The organism is Streptomyces sp. NPDC096013, assembly GCF_044763565.1.
Taxonomy (GTDB): domain Bacteria; phylum Actinomycetota; class Actinomycetes; order Streptomycetales; family Streptomycetaceae; genus Streptomyces.
Window position 1 is genome coordinate 369772 of sequence record NZ_JBIWGK010000002.1, and the last position, 22583, is coordinate 392354.

General features: G+C 72.0%; 20 protein-coding genes. 5 read left to right on the top strand and 15 right to left on the bottom strand.

Going from position 1 to position 22583, the window contains the following annotated elements:
- The first annotated feature begins 620 nt into the window (after nucleotides 1-620).
- Nucleotides 621-1139 carry a flavin reductase family protein gene (locus tag ACIRB1_RS09145; protein ID WP_403465117.1) on the top strand — a complete coding sequence of 173 codons (519 nt, stop codon included), beginning with the start codon at nucleotides 621-623 and terminating at the stop codon, nucleotides 1137-1139.
- A 112-nt stretch (nucleotides 1140-1251) separates the two neighbouring features.
- On the opposite strand, the gene ACIRB1_RS09150 is transcribed toward ACIRB1_RS09145, so the two are convergent.
- The 4 genes from ACIRB1_RS09150 to lipB form a co-directional block, all read right to left on the bottom strand.
- Nucleotides 1252-1956, bottom strand: a complete 705-nt coding sequence (locus ACIRB1_RS09150; RefSeq protein WP_352183589.1) for a DUF4191 domain-containing protein — start codon at nucleotides 1954-1956, stop codon at nucleotides 1252-1254.
- A 59-nt stretch (nucleotides 1957-2015) separates the two neighbouring features.
- Entirely contained in the window at nucleotides 2016-2216 is a 201-nt protein-coding gene (locus ACIRB1_RS09155) for a hypothetical protein (RefSeq protein WP_352183590.1), read from the bottom strand.
- Nucleotides 2217-2469: 253 nt separating this feature from the next.
- On the bottom strand, nucleotides 2470-3459 hold the full coding sequence (gene lipA / locus ACIRB1_RS09160; RefSeq protein ID WP_352183591.1) for a lipoyl synthase: 990 nt from the start codon (nucleotides 3457-3459) through the stop codon (nucleotides 2470-2472).
- A 351-nt stretch (nucleotides 3460-3810) separates the two neighbouring features.
- Complete coding sequence (lipB, locus tag ACIRB1_RS09165; RefSeq protein ID WP_403465118.1) at nucleotides 3811-4662, bottom strand: lipoyl(octanoyl) transferase LipB; 852 nt, start codon at nucleotides 4660-4662, stop codon at nucleotides 3811-3813.
- Nucleotides 4663-4945: 283 nt separating this feature from the next.
- On the opposite strand from lipB, the gene ACIRB1_RS09170 reads away from it, so the two are divergent.
- Nucleotides 4946-6385: a regulator gene (locus ACIRB1_RS09170; RefSeq protein ID WP_403465119.1), complete on the top strand. Its 1440-nt coding sequence runs from the start codon at nucleotides 4946-4948 to the stop codon at nucleotides 6383-6385.
- A gap of 113 nt (nucleotides 6386-6498) precedes the next feature.
- Here the strand turns inward: ACIRB1_RS09170 and ACIRB1_RS09175 are convergent, their stop codons facing one another.
- Both ACIRB1_RS09175 and ACIRB1_RS09180 read right to left on the bottom strand, forming a co-directional pair.
- Nucleotides 6499-8145, bottom strand: a complete 1647-nt coding sequence (locus ACIRB1_RS09175; RefSeq protein WP_403465120.1) for an NAD(P)/FAD-dependent oxidoreductase — start codon at nucleotides 8143-8145, stop codon at nucleotides 6499-6501.
- 292 nt (nucleotides 8146-8437) lie between these two features.
- Nucleotides 8438-9334: a TIGR01777 family oxidoreductase gene (locus tag ACIRB1_RS09180; RefSeq protein ID WP_403465121.1), complete on the bottom strand. Its 897-nt coding sequence runs from the start codon at nucleotides 9332-9334 to the stop codon at nucleotides 8438-8440.
- Between the two features lie 73 nt (nucleotides 9335-9407).
- Between ACIRB1_RS09180 and ACIRB1_RS09185 the strand changes: the two genes are divergently transcribed.
- Entirely contained in the window at nucleotides 9408-9896 is a 489-nt protein-coding gene (locus tag ACIRB1_RS09185) for a GNAT family N-acetyltransferase (RefSeq protein ID WP_403465122.1), read from the top strand.
- Nucleotides 9897-9906: 10 nt separating this feature from the next.
- Here the strand turns inward: ACIRB1_RS09185 and ACIRB1_RS09190 are convergent, their stop codons facing one another.
- The gene (locus tag ACIRB1_RS09190) at nucleotides 9907-11091 is read right to left on the bottom strand and encodes a MarP family serine protease (protein WP_403465123.1); all 1185 of its coding nucleotides are present in this window, start codon (nucleotides 11089-11091) and stop codon (nucleotides 9907-9909) included.
- A 188-nt stretch (nucleotides 11092-11279) separates the two neighbouring features.
- On the opposite strand from ACIRB1_RS09190, the gene ACIRB1_RS09195 reads away from it, so the two are divergent.
- Nucleotides 11280-12089 (top strand): peptidoglycan recognition protein, encoded by an 810-nt coding sequence (locus ACIRB1_RS09195; protein ID WP_403465124.1) that lies wholly within the window; start codon nucleotides 11280-11282, stop codon nucleotides 12087-12089.
- Between the two features lie 129 nt (nucleotides 12090-12218).
- On the opposite strand, the gene ACIRB1_RS09200 is transcribed toward ACIRB1_RS09195, so the two are convergent.
- Nucleotides 12219-13349 (bottom strand): peptidoglycan bridge formation glycyltransferase FemA/FemB family protein, encoded by a 1131-nt coding sequence (locus tag ACIRB1_RS09200; RefSeq protein ID WP_352183599.1) that lies wholly within the window; start codon nucleotides 13347-13349, stop codon nucleotides 12219-12221.
- A 189-nt stretch (nucleotides 13350-13538) separates the two neighbouring features.
- Between ACIRB1_RS09200 and ACIRB1_RS09205 the strand changes: the two genes are divergently transcribed.
- Nucleotides 13539-13769: a hypothetical protein gene (locus ACIRB1_RS09205; protein ID WP_352183600.1), complete on the top strand. Its 231-nt coding sequence runs from the start codon at nucleotides 13539-13541 to the stop codon at nucleotides 13767-13769.
- Nucleotides 13770-13779: 10 nt separating this feature from the next.
- On the opposite strand, the gene ACIRB1_RS09210 is transcribed toward ACIRB1_RS09205, so the two are convergent.
- The 7 genes from ACIRB1_RS09210 to sucB form a co-directional block, all read right to left on the bottom strand.
- Entirely contained in the window at nucleotides 13780-14256 is a 477-nt protein-coding gene (locus tag ACIRB1_RS09210; RefSeq protein WP_403465125.1) for a hypothetical protein, read from the bottom strand.
- 82 nt (nucleotides 14257-14338) lie between these two features.
- Complete coding sequence (locus tag ACIRB1_RS09215; RefSeq protein WP_403465126.1) at nucleotides 14339-14881, bottom strand: carboxymuconolactone decarboxylase family protein; 543 nt, start codon at nucleotides 14879-14881, stop codon at nucleotides 14339-14341.
- Between the two features lie 58 nt (nucleotides 14882-14939).
- The gene (locus ACIRB1_RS09220) at nucleotides 14940-15461 is read right to left on the bottom strand and encodes a DUF4240 domain-containing protein (protein ID WP_352183629.1); all 522 of its coding nucleotides are present in this window, start codon (nucleotides 15459-15461) and stop codon (nucleotides 14940-14942) included.
- A gap of 149 nt (nucleotides 15462-15610) precedes the next feature.
- Nucleotides 15611-16591, bottom strand: a complete 981-nt coding sequence (locus tag ACIRB1_RS09225; RefSeq protein WP_403465127.1) for a helix-turn-helix transcriptional regulator — start codon at nucleotides 16589-16591, stop codon at nucleotides 15611-15613.
- Nucleotides 16592-16737: 146 nt separating this feature from the next.
- Nucleotides 16738-19440, bottom strand: a complete 2703-nt coding sequence (gene aceE / locus ACIRB1_RS09230) for a pyruvate dehydrogenase (acetyl-transferring), homodimeric type (protein ID WP_403465128.1) — start codon at nucleotides 19438-19440, stop codon at nucleotides 16738-16740.
- Between the two features lie 275 nt (nucleotides 19441-19715).
- Nucleotides 19716-20339: a GntR family transcriptional regulator gene (locus tag ACIRB1_RS09235; protein ID WP_352183605.1), complete on the bottom strand. Its 624-nt coding sequence runs from the start codon at nucleotides 20337-20339 to the stop codon at nucleotides 19716-19718.
- Between the two features lie 413 nt (nucleotides 20340-20752).
- The gene (sucB, locus tag ACIRB1_RS09240; protein ID WP_403465129.1) at nucleotides 20753-22564 is read right to left on the bottom strand and encodes a 2-oxoglutarate dehydrogenase, E2 component, dihydrolipoamide succinyltransferase; all 1812 of its coding nucleotides are present in this window, start codon (nucleotides 22562-22564) and stop codon (nucleotides 20753-20755) included.
- Between the last annotated feature and the right edge of the window lie 19 nt (nucleotides 22565-22583).

Here is a 22583-nt window from a genome sequence, read left to right on the forward strand (position 1 = left end):
TACCCCCGGTTGCCCGTGATGTGAGTGGGCTCGGCCGGTCGGGCGCCCGGTCGGGTCTCGCCCGGATTTCTGGTCCCGGAGGAGGCGCCGCCTGGGATTCCGTCCGTCGCCCGGGCACTACCCCGGTTGCCCGTGATGTGAGTGGGCTCGGCCGGTCGGGCGCCCGGTCGGGTCTCGCCCGGATTTCTGGTCCCGGAGGAGGCGCCGCCTGGGATTTCGCCCGTCGCCCGGGCACTACCCCGGTTGCCCGTGATGTGAGTGGGCTCGGCCGGTCGGACGCCGGTCGGGTCTCGCCCGGATTTCCGGTCCCGGAGCAGGCACCGCCTGGGATTTCGCCCGTCGCCCGGGCACCGCCCCGGTTCCCCGTGATCCGAGCGGGCTCGGCCGGGTCGGACGCCGGTCCGGCATCGCCCTGATCACCGGTCGCGGAGCAGGCGGCATCAGGGATTCCGCCCGTCGAAGGGTGCCTCCCCGGTTGCCGCCCCGTCGCGCTGCCCGCATAGTCGATCTAGACCCGGATGACGATCCCGATCACTGTCGGTGAGCCGCATCCGAGGCGCCCCGAGGCTGCTGAAACCGCGGTGGCCTCTGCCGTGAGGCCCGACAGGTGGTGCACCGTCATGCCGGAGCGTCAGGACGTAGTCGACGTACTCGAAACCGAACAGGCCGCCGTGGCGCCCGAGGATTTCCGGGCCGCGATGGCCCGCTTCCCCTCCGGTGTCGTGGTGGTGACCACGTGCGGCGAGGACGGCACGCCCCGCGGTTTCACGGCCAGCTCGTTCTGCTCGGTGTCGCTGGAGCCGCCGATGGTCCTGGTGTGCCTGGCCAACTCGGCGGACTCGGCACCGTCGTTCGAGCGCTGCGACCGTTTCGCCGTGAGCGTGCTGGCCCCCTCCCACCACCCCCTCGCCGTGCGCTTCGCCACCAAGGGCGGCGACAAGTTCGCCCACGGCGGCCTGAGCCCCGGCCCCGGCGGCCTGCCCACGGTCGACCGCGCCCTCTCCGAACTCGACTGCACCGCCCACGCCCGCCACCCGGCCGGAGACCACACGGTCCTGATCGGCCGGGTGAGGGGTGTGCGGCTGAGGGAGGGGGCCCCGATGGTGTACTACGACCGGGGGTTCAGGACGCTTGCCTGAGGAGGGGCGGCTTCTACCGCTCCCCCTACGACCTCTACCGTTTCTACGACGAAGGGGCGACCGGATCCGATCCGGTCGCCCCTTCGTCGTAGAAGCCGAAATGCGGGGGGTGTCAGCGGGCCTTGCCGCCGCCCTTGGGGAGCTTCATGCCCTTGGGCATCGGGCCCTTGGGGAGCGGCATGTTGCTCATCAGGTCGCCCATCGCGCGGAGGCGGTCGTTGGTCGCCGTCACCTGCGGGCCCGTCAGGACGCGCGGGAGCTTCAGCATCGTCGTGCGGACCTTCTTCAGGGGGATCTGGCCCTCGCCGGTGCCGACCATCACGTCGTGCACCGGGACGTCCGCGACGATGCGGGCCATCTTCCGCTTCTCGGCGGCCAGGAGGGTCTTCACCCGGTTCGGGTTGCCCTCGGCCACCAGGACGATGCCGGCCTTGCCGACCGCGCGGTGCACCACGTCCTGGCTGCGGTTCATCGCCACCGCGGGAGTCGTCGTCCAGCCCCGGCCGATGTTGTCCAGTACCGCGGCGGCAGCGCCCGGCTGGCCCTCCATCTGCCCGAAGGCGGCTCGCTCGGCCCGGCGTCCGAAGACGATCGCCGACGCGAGGAAGGCGAGCAGCAGGCCGAGAATGCCCAGATAGATGGGGTGCCCGAGCAAGAAGCCGATCGCGAGGAAGACACCGAAGGTAACGATTCCGACAGCCGCGAGTACAAGGCCGATCGTCTTGTCGGCCTTACGGGTCATCTTGTAGGTCAGAGCGATCTGCTTGAGTCGCCCGGGGTTCGCAGCGTTGTCCGCTGTCGTGTCCTTCCTCGCCATGCGAAGAGTCTACGTGGCTCGCGGAGCGCCGACGACGGCGGTGCCCGAAGGGCGGCGAATCAGGAGTGGGCGGTGAGCGACTGCTCGATGACGAGCTGTGCCTCGACCCGGTCCTTGGCGCGGCGGCGGTCCTCCAGGACGGAGGTCCACGCGTTGCGGCGGGCGGTGCGCTGGCCGCTGCTCAGCAGCAGCGACTCGACCGCGCGCAGGGCGTCGGTGACGGACGGGATGGCGGTGGCGCGAACGGGTGCGGCCTGCATGGTGGAGGTCCCCCCTCGGAACGGCTCTGGGTTCGGGGCTACGTGCTGTAAGTCGAGTGTCACTGTTTGGTGTTACCAGGGCGTGACCGACCGGTCAAACGCCAATGAAACCTTGATGCGCTGGGCCGAAACGCTGACGCGGCCCTGATGAAGGCCCTCAACTGCGAGGACGTTCAGGGCCGCGTCGGCAACGGGTATTACTGGTGAGTAGCTGCTTGTGCGCGAATTCACACGGCTTCGAGTGCGTGTGGGTTCAGACCGCCTGGGAGGCGACGAACGCGCCGCCCCGCTGCGGAGCGGCAGTCTGACGCTGCTCGACCGCCATCTGGTACAGCCGCCCGGCACGGTACGAAGAGCGCACCAGCGGGCCGGACATGACCCCGGAGAAGCCGATCTGGTCGGCCTCCTCCTTCAGCTCGACGAACTCGTGCGGCTTCACCCAGCGCTCCACGGGGTGGTGCCGCACCGACGGCCGCAGGTACTGCGTGATGGTGACCAACTCGCAGCCCGCGTCGTGCAGTTGGCGCAGCGCCTCGCTGACCTCCTCGCGGGTCTCGCCCATGCCGAGGATCAGGTTCGACTTCGTGACCAGACCGTAGTCGCGGGCCTCGGTGATGACCTTGAGCGAGCGGTCGTAGCGGAAGCCGGGGCGGATGCGCTTGAAGATGCGGGGGACCGTCTCGACGTTGTGCGCGAAGACCTCGGGGCGGGAGGAGAAGACCTCGGCGAGCTGCTCGGGGACGGCGTTGAAGTCGGGGGCGAGGAGCTCGACCTTGGTGCGGCCGGCCTCGCGGGACGACGTCTGCTCGTGGATCTGGCGGACCGTCTCCGCGTACAGCCAGGCGCCGCCGTCCTCCAGGTCGTCGCGGGCGACGCCGGTGATCGTGGCGTAGTTCAGGTCCATCGTGACGACGGACTCGCCGACCCGGCGCGGTTCGTCGCGGTCCAGGGCCTCGGGCTTGCCGGTGTCGATCTGGCAGAAGTCGCAGCGCCGGGTGCACTGGTCGCCGCCGATGAGGAAGGTCGCCTCGCGGTCCTCCCAGCACTCGTAGATGTTGGGGCAGCCGGCTTCCTGGCAGACCGTGTGCAGGCCCTCGCTCTTCACCAGCGCCTGCATCTTCGTGTACTCGGGACCCATTTTCGCCCGGGTCTTGATCCACTCGGGCTTGCGCTCGATGGGGGTCTGGGCGTTCCGGACCTCCAGGCGCAGCATCTTGCGTCCGTCGGGTGCGACTGCGGACACGATGGGCTCCCTAGCGATTGATTCTTCGGCGCCCTTAAGGGTACGCCCGTTGATTTGAATGCCCGGTGCTGGTGCTGACCCCTGGAGGCTGCGCCCCCGGACCCCTGCTTCGGCCCCGAAATACCTTGCCCTCAAAGGCCGGACAGGCTGCCCGGACAGGCCGCTTTGCGCGGGCCCGCCTTCAGGGCAACGCCGGAGGGGCGGATTTATGCCCGCGTCCCCGGAGACGCGGGCGGCGGATCGACTTGCCCCCGCCCTCGCCCCCCGCGTCCTCGCCGGAGTGCGGAACGGCCTGGCCCGGGCCCATGCCCGTGCCCGCACGGAACGCCGGACGCACCGACACAAGCCGGCTTATGCACCCGTCGTCGTCGGAACGCCAGTCGGAGCGACTGTTGCCGACGTCACGTCGATGTCCCGCTTCTCGATCTCCCGGGGCTTCAGGTCCGCGTGCTCCAGTACATCCTTCAGGTGCCGTTCCACCACCGGCAGGACCTCGGCGATCGTCACGTCCCGGCCCAGTTCCGCCGCCAGTGAGGCCACGCCCGCGTCGCGGATGCCGCACGGGATGATGCGGTCGAACCAGCGGTTGTCCGGGTTCACGTTCAGGGCGAAGCCGTGCATCGTGACGCCCTTGGCCACGCGGATGCCGATCGCGGCGATCTTGCGGTCCTCGCGGCGCTGGCCGGCGTTCGAGGGGGCGTACTCCGGGCCGTTCATGCGGGGGTCGAACTCCTCGTCGTGCAGACGGGGGTCGAAGTCGAGGGAGAGGCCGCCGACCGAAGGGCGCTGCTCGACCGGGTCGCCGAGGATCCAGACCCCGCTGCGGCCCTCGACCCGGCTGGTCTCCACGCCGAACTCCGCGCACACCCGGATCAGCGCCTCCTCCAGGCGTCGTACGTGCGCGACGACGTCCACCGGGCGGGGCAGCTTCTGGATCGGGTAGCCGACGAGCTGGCCGGGGCCGTGCCAGGTGATCTTGCCGCCGCGGTCGACGTCGATCACCGGGGTGCCGTCGAGCGGGCGCTCGTTGTCCTGGGTGCGGCGGCCGGCCGTGTAGACCGGCGGGTGCTCCAGGAGCAGCACGGTGTCGGGGACCTCGTCCGTGAAGCGGGCCGCGTGCACCCGGCGCTGCTCGTCCCACGCCTCCTGGTACTCGACGGCCTCCGCGCCGAAGCCCATCCGGACGAACCGCAACTCACCCACGGCAAGCGCCTCCTCAGCAGCACCTATGAGTCGTAAGGCACGAAACATGCCTACGCCACTGTACGACCGACCGCCGGCGGCCCACCGGGCGGCCGGGACCGTCAGCCCCGCGATCAATCCTCACACGATCGGATGAATGCACGTCGGAATGTGCGACGGGATGCTTACGCTCCGCTACATTCGCGCCGTTCACGAGGCCAAAAGGGCTGCTCACAGGCAATCCGGGCAGGCAGTGGCCGCATCGGCCTCTGTGAGGCCCGAAAGGCAGGAGACCGCACCGCAGATGACGGAACGACCCGCGCAGCGCACTCCCAACCGTCAGCTCGCCGCGCTCATCGCAGAAGCGGGGTTCTCCAACGCAGGTCTCGCCCGTCGCGTGGACCAGCTCGGTCTGGAGCACGGACTCGATCTCAGATACGACAAGACATCCGTCACCCGGTGGCTGCGCGGCCAGCAGCCCAGAGGAACCACGCCCGCCCTCATCGCCGAGGTCTTCACCCGCCGGCTCGGCCGCAGGCTCACCGCCCAGGACCTCGGGCTCGACGCCTGCGCGCCGGTGTACGCCGGGCTCGAGTTCGCCGCGACCCCCGAGGAGGCCGTCGACATCGTCAGCGGGCTGTGGCGCAAGGACTCCGGCAGCCACGCCGAGCTGCGGAAGATCGCCTTCACCCCGGCCGGGCTCGTGGTGCCCAGCCGGGACTGGCTGATCGGCCGCGCCGACGACCGGGTCGGCCGCTCCGAACCCGCCAACCGGGTGCCCCCGCAGGGCCGCCCGGTCGTCCCCCGCCAGCGCGGCCAGGCCGCCCAGCGCGGCCCGGGGCAGAAGGTCACCGGCGGCGACATCGCCGCCCTCCGCTCGGTCGGCGAACTCTTCCGCACCCTCGACAACGCCTACGGCGGCGGCCACGCCCGCCAGGCCCTCGTGCGCTATCTGGAGCACGAGACCGAGCCGATGCTGCGCGGCACCTACGGCGAGCAGACCGGCCGGCGCCTGTTCGCCGCGGCGGCCGATCTCACCCGGCTCGCGGGCTGGACGTCGTACGACATCGCCGCGCACGGGCTCGCGCAGCGGTACTTCGTGCAGGCGCTGCGGCTCTCGCAGGCCGCGGGGGACCGGGCCTACGGGTCGTATGTGCTCATGACCATGAGCCGGCAGGCCGTCTACCTCGGGCACGGGCGCGAGGCCGTGCAGCTCGCGCGGGTGGCGCAGCAGGGGGTGGGGACCAGTGCGCCGCCCGTCGTGCAGTCGCTGCTGCACTCCGTGGAGGCGCGGGCGCACGGGGTGCTCGGGGAGGTGCGGGCGTGCACGTCGGCGCTCGTGCGGGCCGAGCGCGCTCTTGAGACGGCGCGTGCGGGGGACGAAGTGCCTTACTGGGCGCGGTTCTTCGACGAGGCGCAGCTCGCCGACGAATTCGGGCACGCGCACCGGGATCTCCAGCAGTTCCGGGCGGCCGCGCAGCATGCGGAGCGGTCGTTGCAGTTGCGGGCGCCCGCGTTCGCCCGGAGTCGGTTGTTCTGCCGGGTCGTTCTCGCCTCCGCCCGGCTCGGGCTCGGTGAGCTGGATCAGGCCTGTGCGCTGGGGGCGGAGGCGGCGGGGCAGGCGGTGGAGATGCGGTCGGTTCGGGCTGTCGAGTATGTGCGGGACTTCGAGCGGCGGCTCGAGCCGTACAAGGACGCGGCACCGGTGCGGGGGTATCGCGACAAGGTCGCCGCGTTCGGGTGAGTTCCTTGGCCGTGCGGGTGGCTGTAGGTGGGACTGCGCGGCGCCGTCGTGGCTGGTCGCGCCCGCGCGGCGGAGCCGCACATCGACTCCGCCCCGCGCCCCTTTGGTGCGCCTCAGGCGGCCTGTGTTGTGCGCATCCGCTCCGCCGCGTGCATCGAACCCGCCGCGCCCAGGTCCGCCAGGATCGCCCTCGCCGCCCGGTGGCCCGAGTGCAGCGCCCCCTGCACCGTGCTCGTGTCCCGGTGGTCGCCGCAGACGTACAGGCCGGCCAGCAGGCGTACCGGGCGCCGTAGATCGTGTGGTGGGCGCATGACCGGCACGGCCGCGGGGGTGTGATGGACGGCGAGGGTCTCCCAGCGGGTGGTCGAGGTGCCGTAGAGGCGGGACAGATGGGTGCGTACGGCGGTCTCGACGTCCGGTGGGGGAGGGCCGAGGACGGTCGAGGAGACGAGGGCGCGGCCCGCGGGCGCGCGGCACGGGTCGACCTCGCTGACGATCGCCGTGTGGGCGACCGGGCCGCCGCGGTCGGAGTCCAGGAGGAGGGCCGCGCCGGTCGCGGGCGGGTCGTCGGTCGTGTGGTGGACCACCGTCACCGGGTGGAAGTCCGGTACGCGCAGGCCGGGCAGGAGTTCGGCCGCCGCGCGCGCGTCCGTCGCGACGAGCACCGCCCGGCACCGGATCTCGCCGTGCTCGGCCGTGGTCACCGACGTCGTCGCCACGCCCGTCACGCGTACGCCGGTGCGTACGGTGCCCGGCGGCAGCGCGGCGGCGAGCACCTCGGGAAGCATCTCCGCGCCGCCCTCCGGCAGACACAGCCGGCCGCCCGCGAAGGCGCGCAGCGCGAGGTCCGCGCACCGGCTCGACGTGGTCAGCTCCGGGTCGCAGAGCAGGGCGGCGAGCAGCGGGCGCAGGAAGCCGTCGATGGTGCGTGCGGGTACGCCACGGGCGGCGAGTGCCCGCCCCGCGGCCGATTCGGGGCGGGCGAGGACGCGTTCGACGGGCGTGGCCGCCAGCCGGGTCAGCGCGGCGGAGAGGCGGGCCTGGTCGACGGGGCCGCCGAGCGGGGCACCGGACCGGGACCTGGGCACGGCCGAGGACCCCCGGGTGTCCACCGCCCGTTCCTTGAGGGTGGGACCGCCCCAGGAGGCGTCCGTCCCGGCCCTGGCAGCCGGGGTGCCCCGGTCCCTGAGCGCCAGACCGCCCCACGGCGAACCGGCGCGGCCCCTGAGCGGACCCCGGGCCGTGGTCCGGTCCGGTACGGCCCCGGCCGCTTCCCCCGTACGGTCCCTGAGGGTTGCCCCGCCGCCAGCGGCCGCCGCGGCCCAGGAGGTGCCTCCGCGTCCCCGTGTGACCGGGCCGCCCCACAGCGGGCCCCTCCGTACCGCGCCCTGCCTGGGGGCGCTCGCCAGGGCGCGTACCGCGTGGAGTGCGCCCCATGCGCTCCCTCCAGGCGCCGGAGTGCCCGCGTGGTGGTGACGGCCGTCGCTGTGCAGGAGCACGCCCGGCGCGAAGGGACGCAGCAGCAGGGCGCCGAGGCCCGGGGTCAGGCGCAGTTCGGGGTACGCGGTGGACAGGAACTGTCCGATCCGGTCGAGCCGGAACCCGTCGACCTTCTCGGTCGACATACGGCCCCCCACGTAAGGGGCGGCCTCCAGGACTACGGTCGTTACTCCTGCGCTGTTCAGCCGATGAGCCGCGGCGAGTCCGGCGACCCCGGCTCCCACGACGACGACGTCCGCCTGGTACGCGGGCTCAAGCACGTGCCCCTCCTCAGGGTTGCGCGGCCGGTGAAGGCGTCATGCCCCCAACAGCCTCCAGGGATACCCGAGTTCGGGTCGAGGTTAGGGCCACGCTCGGTCAGGGGAAGTCGCGCATCGACAGGGCACGGTCGCACAACGGTCGCATACGGTCGCCGTGTGTCATCAAGCGATGTGTTGTGGGGCTGAGGTGCTCAGACGCCGCTTCGGCCGGCCGGGGCTCGGCTGCTCACGGGCGCCCGGGGCAGCCGGGTCTCCACCGCTCACCCCCGCCGCGGAACCCCGGCCCCGCCCCTCACAGCGCCGCCCGGATCGCCCCCTCGATCTCCGGAAAGGCGAACGTGAACCCCGACTCCGACAACCGCTTCGGCAGCACGCGCTGGCTGCCGAGGACCTCCCCGGACATCTCGCCCAGGGCCAGCTTCAGCGCGGGCGCCGGCACCGTGAAGAGGGACGGCCGGCGCAGCACCCGCCCCATGGCCGCGGAGATCTCACGGTTCGTCAGGGGGTTCGGGGCGGTGAGGTTGAAGGGGCCGGAGAGCCCCTCCGTGTCGATGAGGTGGCGGATCGCGGCCACCTCGTCGTGCAGGGCGATGAAGGACCAGTACTGCCGGCCGTTCCCGAAGTGGCCGCCGAGGCCCGCCTTGTACAGGGGGAACAGCTTGGCCCAGGCGCCGCCCTCGCGGGCCACGACCAGGCCGGTCCGCGCGAACACCGTCCGGATGCCCGCCTCCCGCACGGGCGCCGTCGCCTCCTCCCACTCCACGCACAGCGAGGGCAGGAAGCCGTCACCCGGAGGCGCGTCCTCGTCCACGGCACGGTCGCCCGTCTCGCCGTAGAAGCCGATCGCGCTGCCGTTCACCCACACGCGCGGCGGCCGGTCCAGCGTGGCCACCGCCTCCGCGAGCGCCGCCGTGCCGAGGACGCGGCTGTCGCGGACCTGCTTCTTGTAGGGGTCCGACCAGCGGTGGTCGCCGATCCCCGCACCGGCGAGGTTGACCACCGCGTCGCAGCCGTCGAGCCCGGCCGCGTCCACGTACTGACCCTCGGGGTCCCAGCACACCTCGGCCGCGCTCCGGGCGCTGCGCCGCACCAGGCGCACCACCTCGTGGCCGTCGGCGGTCAGGGACCGTACCAGTGCGCTGCCGATGAGACCGGAGGCGCCGGTCACCGCGATTCGCGAGCGTTCCATGACGCCCATCCTGCCCCGTTGATCCATAAAACCCCCATGAGGACCACGCCGCGCCCGCCGTACCCTGACCCACATGTCCGAGCCGCACATACGCACAGCCCTGCCCGACGACGACGAGGAACTGGGCGCACTGGACCGCGCCACCTGGTCCCACCTGCACGCGGTCATGCCCCGCCCGCAGCCGCCGTACCGCCCCTTCTTCGACGAGCGGCACGCGCCCGGTGACCATCTGGTCGCCGAACTCGACCGCCGGATCGTCGGCTACATCCGGCTGGCCTTCCCCACCGAGCTGGCCTGCAACGCGCATGTCCGCCAGATCCAGGGCCTCGCCGTCGCCGACGAGGCGCGCGGGCACGGGGTCGGCCGGGCGCTGGTCCGGGCCGCCGTCGAGGAGGCCAGGCGCCGGGGCGCACGCCGGCTCACCCTGCGGGTCCTCGGCCACAACACCCCGGCCCGCAAGCTCTACGAGGCGGAGGGCTTCGCCGTGGAAGGCGTCCTGCCCGAGGAGTTCCTGCTCGACGGGCAGTACGTCGACGACGTCTTCATGGGCCGCGCGCGGTGATCCGGTCCGCCTACGAGGTGACCAGGTCCCCCGTGTCCACCTGAGCCGTCGCGGTCGCCGCCCGCTTCGCGTCCCCGGACACCTCGTCGGCCGTGAGCACGTACCCCGTCTCGTCGTCCGAGGTGGAGCGGGCGAAGACCACGCCGTAGACCTTGCCGTCGGTCGTCAGGAGGGGGCCGCCGGAGTTGCCGGGGCGGACGGTGGAGCGGATCGAGTAGATCTCGCGGGTGACCGTGCCGTTGTTGTAGATGTTCTGGCCCGTCGCGTTCACCCGGTTGGCGACGGTCGCCGCCTGGAGGTTCAGGTCGCCGTCCTGCGGATAGCCCGCGACCACGGCCGAGTCGCCGCGCGCCGCGCTGTCGTCGAAGCGCAGCACGGGCGCGGACAGCCCCGGCACGTACAGCACGGCCACGTCCTTCTGCGGGTCGAAGAGGACGACCCGTGCCTCGTACGACCGCCCGACCCCGCCGATGCGGACGGTCGGGTCGTCGATGCCGGCCACCACGTGCGCGTTCGTCATCACGTGCCGCGCCGCGTACACGAAGCCGCTGCCCTCGCGGCCCTGGGTGCCCGAGGAGCCCTCGATCTTGACCGTGCTCAGCTTGGCCGCGTTCGTCGCGGCGGTCGTGACGCTGTCGCCGGTGGGCCTGGCGACCTCGGCCGTCGACTCGTTCTCGAACGGGTTGAAGACCTGCGGGAAGCCCGCCTCGGTGAGTGCGGAGGTGGCCCGCGAGAACCATGTCGGCGTGGTGTCCGGCATCAGCGTCTGCACGCTGCCCAGCAGCTTCGAGTCCTGGATCGCCGTCGTCACCGTCGCCGACGAGGACGCTCCCAGCACACTCGCGGCCACCCACGCGACGATCAGCACCGCCACCGAGTTCGCCGCGGCCCCGCCGATGCCGTCGGCCACCCGCAGCGGGCCCTGGTCCAGCTCCTTGCGCAGCTTCAGCGCCAGCCGCCCCGCCAGCTCGTGCCCGATCACCGCCGGGGTCAGGACGGTGAGCACGGCCGTCACCGTCGCCGCCGTCGTCCCCGGGGTCACCAGGTCCATCAGCCACGGCAGCACCCACACGCCGACGACCGCGCCGCCCACGAACCCGGCGAGCGAGACACATCCGGCGACGAGGCCGCGCCGGTACCCCGACGCCGCGTAGGCGAGGATCACCAGCAACAACAGCAGGTCGAGCAGGTCCACGGAGCCGCCTTTCTCTCGGAACCCTTAGTACGCGAGGAACGGGCCCACTGATCAGTCCCGCGCGCATGGCCCCCGGGAACCCGCCACGCGTGCGTGTACCCCCAGAAACGTGCCGGACCAGGACGATGGTTCCACCGGGTGGCACAGCACACATCGCGGGCGGAGCGTTTCCGGCCGAGAGTGTGACCATGCGTCTCCTGAGAAGAACGCTGGGTGCCCGGCGGCGGCGCCGGGTACGAATACCCCGCTCCGCGCTCGTCCCGCTGGCCTGTCTGCCCGGCCTCGCCGCGGTCCTGGTCCTCGCCCTGTGCGCGAACGGCGTCGGACGCCGGGCCACCGCCGCCGTACGGCCGCCCGTCGCGGCCCGGCCCGCCGCCGCTCCGCACGCCGCGCCCAAGCCGCCCATCGTGCCGCGGTCCGCCTGGCTCGACGCGCTCTCGCGGCACGCGCAGCCGCCGCCGCGGTACGACGACAAGGTCGTCGCCGTCTTCGTCCATCACACGGACTCGCCCAACGGGTACGACTGCGCCGACGCGCCTCGGATCATCCGGTACCTGTACGCCGGTCAGACGGGGGTCCGCGACTGGGACGACATCGGGTACAACTTCCTCGTCGACCACTGCGGGACGATCTACGAGGGGCGGGCGGGGGGTGTCGACCGGGCCGTCACGGGGGCGCATACGCAGGGGTTCAATCACCGGACCGCGGGGATCGCGGCGATCGGGACGTTCACGGCGGGGGCGGCTGTTCCTCGGGCCATGACCGATGCGATTGCCGCGCTGGCCGCTTGGAAGCTGGGGCTCGCGGATGTCGATCCGCGGGGGAAGGCGCGGCTGGTGTCCAGCAACAGCCTCAGTCGGTTCGCCGCCGGTACGACGGCTGCGTTGCCCGCGCTGGCGGGGCACAAGGATGGGTACATGACGAGTTGTCCGGGGGCTGCGCTGCTGGCGCGGCTTCCGGAGGTTCGGGGGGTTGCGGCGCGGTTGCAGGGGCGGTGAATCGCCCCCGCCGCCCCTGCCCGTCCCCGGGGGCTGCGCCCCCGGACCCCGCTCGGTCGGATGTCGGATGTCTGGTGCGGGTGGGTGGGGGCTGGGCGCGCAGTTCCCCGCGCCCCTGTCGGGGCGCTTCTACTTGCGGGACAGATAGAGGCTCAACGCCCTTTGCAGGACCTTGCCTTGGGTTCCCACCGGGCGTTCCCACTCTCCCAGGTACTCGACCGCCTGGCCGCCTGCGCCTGTCTTGAAGAGGAGGCGGGGTACCAGGCGGTCCTCGGCTGTCAGGGACGGGGTGATGGAGCGGAGGTCGTAGGTGTCCGCGCCCGAGTCCAGGGCCTCGCAGAGCATGCGCCACAGCAGGAGGCTGCTGGGGCGGAGTTCGCGGCCCCGGCGGGCGGACGCGGGGTAGGAGTGCCAGACGCGGGGGCCGGTGCTGATCATCAGGGCGGAGGAGAGGACCTCGTCGTCGTACTCGGCGAGGTAGAGGCGGAGCCGGTCCGGCTCCTCGGCGTTGAGCGCCTGCCACATCCGGCGGAAGTAGTCGAGGGGGCGGGGTTTGAAGCCGTCGCGCTCCGCCGTGGCCCGGTACAGGCGGTGGAACGCGGGAAGGTCGTCCGCCGAGCCCCAGAAGACCCCGACGCCGCCGGCCTCCGCCGTCTGAAGCGACTTCAGCCAGTGGGGGGAGAGCGCGGCGCGCAGTTCGTTCACCGACCGTCCGGACAAGGGGATCCGGCAGCCGTAGCGCGGCTGGCCGAGGCCGAAGCCGCTCTCGTCCTCCTCCTCGCACCGGCTCCACCCGAGGCGCCGCAGTCGCTCCGCCGCGTCCAGTGCGTAGCCGTCGATGCCGTCCGTGGGGAGATCTCGCAGATGCCTGACGGAGGGGTCGGCGATGCCCGCCGCGACGGTGGCCGCGTCCCAGCGGCGGACGACCAGCGGTGGGCCGATGCGGACCGAGAACGCGCCCTCCTTCTCCAGGTGGGCGATCAGGGGGTCCAGGTACCGTTCCGGGCGCTGGCTGTGCCAGTCGATCGCGGGGCCGTCGGGGAGGTAGGCGAGACAGCGCCCGGTGCCCGGGAACGCGCGGTACAGGACGAGCGCCACGGCCACCAGCGCCTCCCCCTCGAACCAACCGACGCTCTCCGCCGTCCAGTCGGGCTTCACGTCGGCCCACTCGGGGATCTGGAGGTGGCTCGCGTCGGGGTGCAGCCGGAGATGCGCGAGGTGTTCCTCGCGGGTGATCCCCTTCACGTACGGGCTGGTCATGGGCGCGCGCTCCTGTTCGGCGGCGGCCACCGTACGCCGGACGTCACGCCGCCGGTCAAGACCTCACGTCTGTGAACCGGGCGAACACTTGCCCCGCCACGCTCACAGGTTTCTCGCAGGCAACTCACCGGGTTCCCCTGGCCTGCCTCCCTAACGTCGTGCACACGCACTGAGCTGGAGGTGGGGAAAATGAACAGCAGTCACTCCGACACCACGGAGAAGCAGGCCGGTTGGGCCAGGTCCGCCCGCGGCCCCTGGGCGGTCGTCTGCGCGGTCGCCACCGTGATCCTCGGCCCGGCCGCCGTCACGGCCTCCGCGCTCGACCAGGCCAACGCGGCCCCGATGCACCACGCGGTCAAGGCCGAGCAGACGCGGGCCTACCTCCCGACGGACACGAGCCGCCGCCGTACCGCCGCCTAGACGGCCGTCGTCAGCGGGCGGCGACCGTCTGCTCCGTGCTGGTGACCGTGCCGTCCGGGTGCTGGGTGAGGCGGAGGACCAGGACGTGCCGGCGGTCGGCGGGGGCGGTCACGTAGAAGGGGCGGCCCTTGTCGAGGCCGGGGGCCTGGAACCGCATCCGGGACCCGAAGGCTCCGGCGGCGCTGTTGCAGCCCTTGGCCAGGGTGCGGCCGAAGGGGTCGTGGTCGTGACGGGTGGCGTCGACGTCGTAGTCGACGAACTTGTCGTCGGGCTCGGCGACCGTGCCGACGTTCATCGTGACCCAGGCGTGGACCTTCACGTCCGAGCAGACGGCGACCTCGCTGACTGCCTGCGGGTCCGGGTCGTTGAGGTTCGAGCCCTCGGCGCTCTCGCCGGCGAACAGGAGGGCGCCGCCCAGCGCGGCGACCCCCACGACGACGGCGGCGCCGAGCAGAATCGTCGAACGCGTGCGGACGATCGGGAACATGACCCCTCCGGGGGGTGAACTGGCTTGCGTTGTCGCCCTGTTGGAGGTCCACGGCCCCGGAATTGTTCTGGCCCGAGTGACATCAGGACGTTTCTGTGACACTCCTGCCGAGGCCCAGGTACTTCTCGCCCGCCGGGTCGATGTCCACGCCGAGGCCGTTCAGGAGGCCGGCGAGCATCGTGTAGTAGCCGACCGTCGTGATCACCTCGACCAGCTGACGGTCGGTCAGATGCGTGCGGAGTGTGGCCAACGTGCCGTCCGTGAGCGACTGGTGGCTCACCAGCTCCTCCGACGCGGTCAGCAGCGCCGATTCGAGCTCGTCGAACTCGCCGTCCTCGGGCCGGAGTTCGACCACCGACGCCAACTGGTCGACGGTGAGCCCCGCGTGGAGCGCGATCGGGCGGTGCTGGACGATGCCGTAGGCGCAGTCCGTGTGCGTCGCCACCGCCATCACCACCAGCTCACGCAGTCGCACCGGCAGCGACGAGCCGAGCACCGCCATGCCCAGGTCGATCGCGGGGCCCGTCAGGTCCGGGGCGTGGGAGAGCATGCGGAACGCGTTCAATGGGGTGGGAAGCGCGTCGACGGCCTTGGCGGAACGCTCCGGATACGGTATTCGGGCCACGGTGACCTCACTGGGATCGGGTCGATCGGAGAGCGGGCACCCACGCCAGTACCCCGGGTCAGTCCTGCCGGAACCTCTCCCGGAGCTTCGGGAAACGCTCCGCGAGCACCGCCTCGTTCTCCAGGTCGAGCGGCGCCCCGAGCGGCTCGGCGGGCGCGGGCGGAATCCCCAGGTCGGGGGCGACGGTACCGGTCAGCTGCTCGTACGCCTCGTCCGCCGCGTAGCCCAGTTCCTCACCGTCGCCGTCGATCTCGTCGTCGAAGTCGTCGATGAGGTCGGCCAGCGAGTCCGGGTCGTGCACGGCACCCTCGTACACCTCACGGCCCTGGCCGATCAGCCAGCACCGGAAGAAGTCGAACGCGTCGTCGCTCGCGCCGTCCAGCAGCACCCACGCGGCACCCCACAGGTCCCAGGTGTACGCGCGGTTGTAACGGGCCTCGAAGTGCCGGGCGAAGTCCAGGACCAGCTCGGGGTCGAGCAGCAGCAGCCGGTCGACGAGCAGGTCGGCCTGCTCCTCGGGGTCGCCCTCGGCGGCCTCGCGGGTGCCGTCCACCAGCTCCCAGAACTCCGTCTCGTCCATCACGGGTCAAGCATCGGTCCTGGAGGGGTGGTGCGCACGTGGAGTGCAGCGGATTGTCACCTGGAGCGGGGCAGATCGTTATCGGCGGAGGCGTGGGGGGTGAAGTGGTGGGGGTTGCCAGGTGAGTCCGGTGGGGATCGCCCGGATGGTCACGTTCCGTACAGCTCGGCCAGTCGTGCCGCGTCCGTCGCGAACCGTGCCCGCAGGCTCGCCGGTGCCAGGACCTCCACCTCCGGGCCCAGCTCCGCGAGCTGGCTGTGAGCGACCTCCTCGGACTCCACCGGCAGGGTCACCGTCACCCAGCTATCGTCGCCGCGGGGCGCGTCCGCGGCCTTCAGCGCCTCCCGCGCGGCGGCCGGATCGACGGCGTACGGAAGTCTCCGCGCGCCGTCCGCCGACAGCCGCACGACCACCTCGGCCCGCAGGATCGACCGCGCGAACTGCTCCGCCCGCTCGTCCCAGAACGCCGGGAGGTCGAAACCCTCGTCCCGTACGAAGCGTTCCTCGCCCTGGCTCTCCACCGCCGTGAAACGGTCGATGCGGTAGACGCGGAAGGCATCGCGGTCGGCGACCCGGGCGCACAGGTACCAGACGCCTGCCTTGAGGACGAGGCCGTACGGTTCCAGCGGGCGCTCGACCTCGTCGTCGCCGCGACGGTAGCGGGCCACCACGCGCCGGTCGTCCCACACCGCGTCCGCCACGACGGGCAGCAGATCCGGGGTTCTCGGTTCGCGGAACCAGGCGGGGGCGTCGAGATGGAAGCGCTGGGCCGCCGTGTGGGAGGCGTCGCTGAGGGAGGGGATGAGGGCGGCGGACACCTTCAGGCGGGCCGCCGAGGCCGCGTCCTCCAGCCCCATCTCGCGCAGCGCGCCCGGTACTCCACTCAGGAACAGCACCTCGGCCTCGCTGCGGGCCAGGCCGGTGAGGCGGGTCCGGTAGCCGCCGACCAGGCGGTAGCCGCCGGCGCGGCCTCGCTCCGCGTACACCGGGACGCCCGCCTCGGAGAGGGCCTGTGCGTCCCGGGTGACCGTGCGCTCGGAGACTTCCAGTTCCTGGGCCAGTTCGGCGGCGGTCATGGTGGCGCGGGACTGGAGCAGCAGCACCATTTTGATGAGACGGGCAGCGCGCATGCGTCCCATGATGGGGGATCTCGCCCCCGCCGCCCCGTCCCTGGGGGCTGCCGCCCCCAGACCCCCGCTTCGGCCTGAACGGCCTCGTCCTCGAACGCCGGACGGGCTGACAATGCAGCCCGTCCGGCGTTCGAGGAAAACCGGCCCTACAGGCCGTACCGCTCCCGTGCTTCCTTCACCGCCGTCGCCTTGACCTCGCCGCGCCGCGCCAGCTGGGCCAGCGCGGCCACGACGATCGACTCCGCGTCGACGCCGAAGTGGCGGCGGGCCGCGTCACGCGTGTCGGACAGGCCGAAGCCGTCCGCGCCCAGCGAGGACCAGTCCTGCTCGACCCACTGCGCGATCTGGTCGGGAACCTGCCGCATGTAGTCGGACACCGCGAGGACGGGCCCCTCGGCACCGTGCAGCGCCTGCCGCACGTACGGCACCCGCTCCTCGCCCCGCAGCAGCGCCGCGTCCGCGTCCAGCGCGTCCCGCCGCAGCTCGGTCCAGGACGTCGCCGACCAGACGTCGGCCGCGACACCCCACTCCTCGGAGAGCATCCGCTGTGCCTTCAACGCCCAGTGGATCGCCGTGCCGGAACCGAGCAGCTGGATGCGCGGCGCGTTGGCGACCGGCGAGAGCCCGGCGGACTCCGCCGTGTTGAAGCGGTACAGGCCCTTGACGATGCCCTCGTCGATACCGAGGCCGGCCGGCTTGGCGGGCTGGGGGATCGGCTCGTTGTAGACGGTGAGGTAGTAGAAGACGTTCGAGTCCTCGCCGGGGGCGGCCTCGCCGTACATCCGGCGGATGCCGTCCCGCACGATGGCGGCGACCTCGTAGGCGAACGCGGGGTCGTACGACAGTGCGGCGGGGTTCGTCGCCGCGATCACGGGGGAGTGGCCGTCGGCGTGCTGGAGGCCCTCGCCCGTCAGGGTTGTCCGTCCGGCCGTCGCGCCGACGAGGAACCCGCGGCCGAGCTGGTCGCCGAGCTGCCACATCTGGTCGGCCGTGCGCTGCCAGCCGAACATCGAGTAGAAGATGTAGAAGGGGATCATCGCCTCGCCGTGCGTCGCGTACGACGTCGACGCGGCGATGAAGTCCGCCATCGAACCGGCCTCGGTGATCCCCTCGTTGAGGATCTGGCCGTTCTTGGCTTCCTTGTAGTACATGAGCTGGTCGCGGTCGACGGGCTCGTAGGTCTGGCCCTTGGGGGAGTAGATCCCCAGCGAGGGGAACAGGCTCTCCATGCCGAAGGTGCGCGCCTCGTCGGGGACGATCGGCACCCAGCGCTTGCCGGTCTCCTTGTCGCGGACCAGGTCCTTGACCAGGCGGACGAACGCCATGGTGGTGGCGACGTTCTGCGAGCCGGAGCCCTTGTCGAAGGACGCGAACGCCTTCTCGGAGGGGGAGGGAAGCGGAGCCAGCGCGTGCGTACGACGGGCCGGGGCCGGGCCGCCGAGCGCCGCGCGGCGCTCCTGGAGGTAACGGACCTCGGGGGAGTCGGCGCCGGGGTGGCCGTAGGGCACGACCCCGTCGATGAAGTCGCTGTCCTTGATGGGGAGTTCGAGCAGGTCACGCATCTGCTTGAACTCGTCCGTCGAGAGCTTCTTCATCTGGTGGTTGGCGTTCTTCGACGCGAAGCCCTCGCCGAGCGTGTGGCCCTTGACCGTCTGCGCGAGGATGACCGTCGGGCCGCCCTTGTGCTCCACGGCCGCCTTGTACGCGGCGTAGACCTTGGACGCCTCGTGACCACCGCGCGAGAGGTGGAAGCATTCGAGGATCTTGTCGTCGCTCAGCAGCTTCGCCAGCTCGACGAGCGCCGGGTCCTTGCCGAAGAAGTCCTCGCGGATGTAGGCCGCGTCACGCGTCTGGTACGTCTGCACCTGGGCGTCCGGTACCTCGCGCAGGCGGCGTACGAGCGCGCCCGTGGTGTCGAGCTGGAACAGCTCGTCCCAGGCGTTGCCCCACAGCGACTTGATGACGTTCCAGCCGGCGCCGCGGAACTGGGCCTCCAGCTCCTGCACGATCTTGAAGTTCGCGCGGACCGGGCCGTCGAGGCGCTGGAGGTTGCAGTTGATGACGAAGGTCAGGTTGTCCAGACCCTCGCGGGAAGCCAGGGCGAGGGCCGCCGTCGACTCGGGCTCGTCCATCTCGCCGTCGCCGAGGAACGCCCAGACGTGCGACTCGGAGACGTCCTTGATGCCGCGCGCGGTGAGGTAGCGGTTGAAGCGGGCCTGGTAGATCGCCGACAGCGGGCCGAGGCCCATCGACACCGTCGGGAACTCCCAGAGCCAGGGCAGGCGCCGGGGGTGCGGGTACGACGGAAGGCCGTTGCCGCCCGCCTCCTGGCGGAAGTTGTCGAGGTGCGTCTCGCTGAGACGGCCGTCGAGGAAGGCGCGGGCGTAGATGCCGGGGGAGGCGTGGCCCTGGATGTACAGCTGGTCGCCGGAGCCGTCCGCCTCCTTGCCCTTGAAGAAGTGGTTGAAGCCCGTCTCGTACAGCCAGGCCGCGGACGCGAAGGTCGCGATGTGGCCGCCGACGCCGTGTTTCGCGCCGCGGGTCACCATCGCCGCCGCGTTCCAGCGGTTCCACGCGGTGATACGGCGCTCCAGCGCCTCGTCGCCGGGGGCGGAGGGCTCGGCGGCGGTCGGGATGGTGTTGACGTAGTCCGTCTCAAGCAGCTTGGGCAGCGCGAGACCGTTGCCCTCCGCCCGCTCCAGCGTGCGGCGCATCAGGTACGCGGCGCGGTGCGGGCCCGCAGCCTTCGTGACGGCGTCCAGGGAGGCCTGCCATTCGGCGGTCTCCTCGGGGTCGCGGTCCGGGAGCTGGTCGAGCTCGCTCGGCTGGATGGCGTAGGGGTCGGTCATAACGCCGCCTTCCTCAGTCGAAGGGGGGTTCCCTCATCGGCAAGGGGATTTCGGGGGTGCCCTTGGTCTTTGGCAGGACAGGGCGACGGGCCCTGTGGTGGGAGCCCGTCGGTGACTGTAACTCCCTGATCGATGATCGATCAAAGGTTCCCGGGCAAAATATCTTGATTACGAGAAAGTCGGCACGGCGTGCCTTTTGCGCAGGCACCGGGTGCCGTGATTTTCACCGGTTTCCCGGGAGTTCCCGCAGGTGAGCAGGGCTGCGCTCGGCTGCGTCACGGGCGCGGGGCGCAGCCGAGGACATGAGCCTTCACCAGCTCCGCGATCCGCGGGTCCCGGCGCCGGAACGCGGCCACCAGTTCCTCGTGTTCCTCCGCGTACGACTGCTGGACCGTGCCCAGCCAGCGGATGGAGAGGGCGGTGAAGACCTCGATGCCCAGGCCCTCCCAGGTGTGCAGGAGGACGGAGTTGCCGGCGGCGCGGACCAGTTCGCGGTGGAAGCCGACGGTGTGACGGACCTGGCCGGTGCCGTCGGCGTCGCGGTCGGCGTCGTAGAGCGCGGCGACATGCGGCTCCAGGGCCGAGCAGTCCTCGGCCAGCTTCTCCGCCGCCAGCTCCGCCGCGATGGCCTCCAGGCCGGCCCGCACCGGATAGCTCTCCTCCAGGTCGGCCGCGGTCAGATTCCGTACCCGGACGCCCTTGTTCGGCGCGGACTCGATCAGCCGCAGCGACTCCAGCTCGCGCAGCGCCTCCCGCACCGGCGTCTGGGAGACCTCCAGCTCGGTCGCGATCCGCCGCTCCACGATCCGCTCGCCCGGCTTCCAGCGACCGCTCACGATCCCCTCCACGATGTGCTCGCGGATCTGTTCGCGCAGCGAGTGGACGACGGGCGCGGTCATGAGAGCTCCTTAAGGGCGTTTGACGTTTAGACAATAAGGCCGCACGCCCGCTCGGGAGGGGCGCACGGGGGCGCTTTCATGCAGGTGAGACGAGACTTACACGCCGACGGGGCGGATCGGCGTGGTGGCCGTCCGGGGCGTCGGAGCGCGCGGAACAGGGGGTTCGGGGCGGGAGCGGCGGGAGTGGCGCCGGTGGCGTCCGGGGCCTCGTGGGACCGGACGGCGCCCGGGAGTCCGGCCGAGTCGGCCGGGGCTGCCACGCGGCGGCGGCGACATCGGCGCGCACACGACGGGATCGTACGCCGGGCTCGCGGGCGGCCGGCGACGTGTCGGCCGTCCCGGAAACGCGCGGTGCCCCCGCCCGGAGGATTCCGGAACGGGGGCACCGTACAGACAACGGACCAGGTGGCCGACTACAGGCCGAGCTCGACCTCGAACTCGCCCGCCTCCAGGATCGCCTTGACCGCCGTCAGGTAACGGGCCGCGTCGGCACCGTCGACCAGGCGGTGGTCGTAGGAGAGGGTCAGGTAGGTCATGTCGCGTACGCCGATGACCGTGCCCTCCTCCGTCTCGATCACGGCGGGGCGCTTGACCGTGGCGCCGATGCCGAGGATCGCGACCTGGTTCGGGGGCACGATGATCGTGTCGAAGAGCGCGCCGCGCGAACCGGTGTTGGAGATGGTGAAGGTCGCGCCGGACAGCTCGTCCGGGGTGATCTTGTTCGCCCGGACCTTGCCCGCGAGCTCGGCGGTGGCCTTGGCGATACCGGCGATGTTCAGGTCGCCCGCGTGCTTGATGACCGGGGTCATCAGGCCCTTCTCGGAGTCCACCGCGATACCGACGTTCTCGGTGTCGAAGTAGGTGATCGTGCCGTCCTCGACGTTGATCCGGGCGTTGATGGCCGGGTGGGCCTTCAGCGCCTGGGCCGCCGCCTTCACGAAGAACGGCATCGGGGAGAGTTTGACGCCCTCGCGCGCGGCGAAGGAGTCCTTGGCCTGGCCGCGCAGCCGCATCAGGCGGGTGACGTCGACCTCGACGACCGAGGACAGCTGCGCCTGCTCGTGCAGCGCCTTGACCATGTTGTCGCCGATGACCTTGCGGATGCGGGGCATCTTGACGGTCTGGCCGCGGAGCGGGGAGGCCTCCAGCGTCGGCGCCTTCTTCGCGGCGGCCGGAGCGGCGGCGGCTGCGGGAGCCGGAGCGGCGGCGGCGGCCTTCGCGGCCTCGGCGGCGGCGAGGACGTCCTGCTTGCGGATACGGCCACCGACGCCGGTGCCCTTGACGGTGGACAGGTCCACGCCGTTCTCGGACGCGAGCTTGCGCACCAGCGGGGTGACGTAGGCGCCGTCGTCCGCGGGCTGTGCGGCGGCGGGCGCCGGAGCGGCCGGGGTCACCGGAGCCGCGGCGACCGGCGCGGGGGCCGGGGCGGCGGGGGCGGCCGGAGCGGCGGCGACCGGGGCGGGCGCCGGAGCCGGAGCCGGGGCCGCGGGCGCGGCCGGAGCCTCGGGGGCGGCCGGCGCGGGGGCCGGAGCCGGAGCGGCAGCCGCCGGAGCGGGCGCCGGGGCGGCCGGAGCCGGGGCAGCCGCGGGAGCGGCACCGGGGGCGCCGACGACGGCGAGCTTGGCGCCGACCTCGGCGGTCTCGTCCTCGCCGACCAGGATCTCCAGCAGGACGCCGGCGACCGGGGAGGGGATCTCGGTGTCAACCTTGTCGGTCGAGACCTCCAGGAGGGGTTCGTCCTCCGCGACCTCCTCGCCGACCTCCTTCAGCCAGCGGGTGACGGTGCCCTCGGTGACCGACTCGCCCAGTGCGGGCAGCACGACGTCGGTACCGGAGGCGCCACCGGCCGGAGCGGCGGGGGTCTCGGCGGGCGCGGGGGCGGCGGCCGGAGCCGCGGGGGCCTCCGCGGCCGGGGCCGGAGCGGGCTCGGGGGCCGGAGCCGCCTCGGGCTCGGCGGCCGGGGCCGGAGCCGCGGCGGGCGCGCCCGTGCCGTCGTCGATCACGGCCAGCTCGGCGCCGACCTCGACGGTCTCGTCCTCGGCCACCTTGATGGAGGCCAGTACACCGGCGACGGGTGAGGGGATCTCGGTGTCGACCTTGTCGGTCGACACCTCGAGCAGCGGCTCGTCGGCCTCTACTCGCTCGCCCTCGGCCTTCAGCCAGCGGGTGACAGTGCCCTCGGTGACGCTTTCACCGAGCGCCGGAAGGGTTACGGAAACCGCCATGGTTTCGGTTGCTCCTTAC

Bases quoted from the DNA above. Each gene is read 5' to 3' on its own strand.
- ACIRB1_RS09150 (WP_352183589.1), bottom strand. From the start codon at position 1,956: ATGGCGAGGAAGGACACGACAGCGGACAACGCTGCGAACCCCGGGCGA.
- sucB (WP_403465129.1), bottom strand. From the start codon at position 22,564: ATGGCGGTTTCCGTAACCCTTCCGGCGCTCGGTGAAAGCGTCACCGAG.
- ACIRB1_RS09200 (WP_352183599.1), bottom strand. From the start codon at position 13,349: ATGACCAGCCCGTACGTGAAGGGGATCACCCGCGAGGAACACCTCGCG.
- ACIRB1_RS09205 (WP_352183600.1), top strand. From the start codon at position 13,539: ATGAACAGCAGTCACTCCGACACCACGGAGAAGCAGGCCGGTTGGGCC.
- ACIRB1_RS09235 (WP_352183605.1), bottom strand. From the start codon at position 20,339: ATGACCGCGCCCGTCGTCCACTCGCTGCGCGAACAGATCCGCGAGCAC.
- ACIRB1_RS09210 (WP_403465125.1), bottom strand. From the start codon at position 14,256: ATGTTCCCGATCGTCCGCACGCGTTCGACGATTCTGCTCGGCGCCGCC.
- ACIRB1_RS09220 (WP_352183629.1), bottom strand. From the start codon at position 15,461: ATGGACGAGACGGAGTTCTGGGAGCTGGTGGACGGCACCCGCGAGGCC.
- ACIRB1_RS09145 (WP_403465117.1), top strand. From the start codon at position 621: ATGCCGGAGCGTCAGGACGTAGTCGACGTACTCGAAACCGAACAGGCC.
- ACIRB1_RS09170 (WP_403465119.1), top strand. From the start codon at position 4,946: ATGACGGAACGACCCGCGCAGCGCACTCCCAACCGTCAGCTCGCCGCG.
- ACIRB1_RS09185 (WP_403465122.1), top strand. From the start codon at position 9,408: ATGTCCGAGCCGCACATACGCACAGCCCTGCCCGACGACGACGAGGAA.
- ACIRB1_RS09155 (WP_352183590.1), bottom strand. From the start codon at position 2,216: ATGCAGGCCGCACCCGTTCGCGCCACCGCCATCCCGTCCGTCACCGAC.
- aceE (WP_403465128.1), bottom strand. From the start codon at position 19,440: ATGACCGACCCCTACGCCATCCAGCCGAGCGAGCTCGACCAGCTCCCG.
- ACIRB1_RS09225 (WP_403465127.1), bottom strand. From the start codon at position 16,591: ATGCGCGCTGCCCGTCTCATCAAAATGGTGCTGCTGCTCCAGTCCCGC.
- ACIRB1_RS09195 (WP_403465124.1), top strand. From the start codon at position 11,280: ATGCGTCTCCTGAGAAGAACGCTGGGTGCCCGGCGGCGGCGCCGGGTA.
- ACIRB1_RS09180 (WP_403465121.1), bottom strand. From the start codon at position 9,334: ATGGAACGCTCGCGAATCGCGGTGACCGGCGCCTCCGGTCTCATCGGC.